The organism is Chryseobacterium sp. MDT2-18, assembly GCF_030815285.1.
In the GTDB taxonomy this organism is placed as follows: domain Bacteria; phylum Bacteroidota; class Bacteroidia; order Flavobacteriales; family Weeksellaceae; genus Kaistella; species Kaistella salivictor.
On the sequence record NZ_JAUSWQ010000031.1, the window covers coordinates 1 to 1,307 of the forward strand.

Annotated in this window: 1 protein-coding gene; it reads right to left on the reverse strand. The window is 41.9% G+C overall.

The window, feature by feature from the left end:
- A partial coding sequence (locus tag QF004_RS13935; RefSeq protein ID WP_307427512.1) for a T9SS C-terminal target domain-containing protein occupies positions 1–1,307 on the reverse strand: 1,307 nt, incomplete at both ends.

Consider the following 1,307-nt stretch of genomic DNA (forward strand, 5'->3'; position numbering starts at 1 on the left):
CCCAGCTCTTCGGCACTCGTTCCTGCCAAAAGAAAAGTTCCATCGTTCTGCAGTTTTGCAGAAACCAGCCGTTCTTCTTTTTTCTTTGCTTTTCCTTCTACATGTTTGCGCCATTCTTCTTTTCCGGTAGCATCAATGTAAAGCATCCAGAATTTTTCGTCATCAGTCTGTATCTTTTCTTCCGCCTGGGTGTAGCCACCAATTAAAAACCCTCTATCTTCAGTTTGATTTTTCTTGTTGGTTCGTCGGATCACATTTAAACTCATTGCAACATCCCGATTCCGAAAGCTGTAGTTCTTTTGCCAGATTTCGTTTCCGCGTTCATCGATATTGATGATCCAGAGATCCGTTCCTTCTTTGATGTTTTCTTTTTTATTGCCCGAAGAACTGCTTCTGCTTTCTCCGGAAATGAGATAACCGTTCTGAGTAAGAGCAATGGTTTTCGGTCGGTCATCATCACTTCCGCCATAGGTTTTCTGCCATTCTACATTGGCGTTTTTATCCAGTTTTACGATCCAATAATCGCCTGCGCCAAAACCGTCTTCCGATTTTGGTTGGTAGTTGATGGTAGTCGGTTGTCCGTTTTTGTTGTCTGATGATGAATGAGAATCGAGAATATTGATTCCGTGGTTTTCTTTCGGTTGATTGCCTTGGCTGTTGTTGGATGATTGAGGTGCTTTGTTTTGAAAATCATTTTCATCCTTGGATGGACTGATATTCTCCGTTTTCCCTGAAGTAGAGTAGATCAAAACCACCGCTCCGCCATCTTTTGCCGGAATCATTTCCTGAACTTCATCCAATCCTTTTCCGCCTAGAATGGTGGTGTTGATAAGTTTTCCTCCTTTATCCAACTTTGAAACAAATACATCTTTTGATCCGAACAATTGCTTATTGGAATTGATGTTTCCTGCGACAAAAAAGCCTTCATCAAGCGACTGAACGACTGAAGATGCTTCATCATTGCTTTTGGTTCCCAATGTTTTCTGCCAGAGTTCTTCGCCGTTCTCATCGAGACGGACGAGCCAAATATCCGATCCGCCCACATTATTCTCTTTCTTATCTCCCGACTGGCTAGAAAATGAAGTTCCTGCCAACAGAAAACCACCTTCTTTTGTCGCAATAGACGACATCAGATAATCGTGCTTTGTTCCGCCGAAATATTTATCCCAGACATTATTTCCCTGTTGGTCGAGTTTCACGACATGGTAATCGTAACCTCTATAGGATTGTTTATTATCGGTTGAAACCTGCTGTGATTTTTGATTAATGGAACTTCCTGATAACAGAATCTGTCCATCGATAGTGGA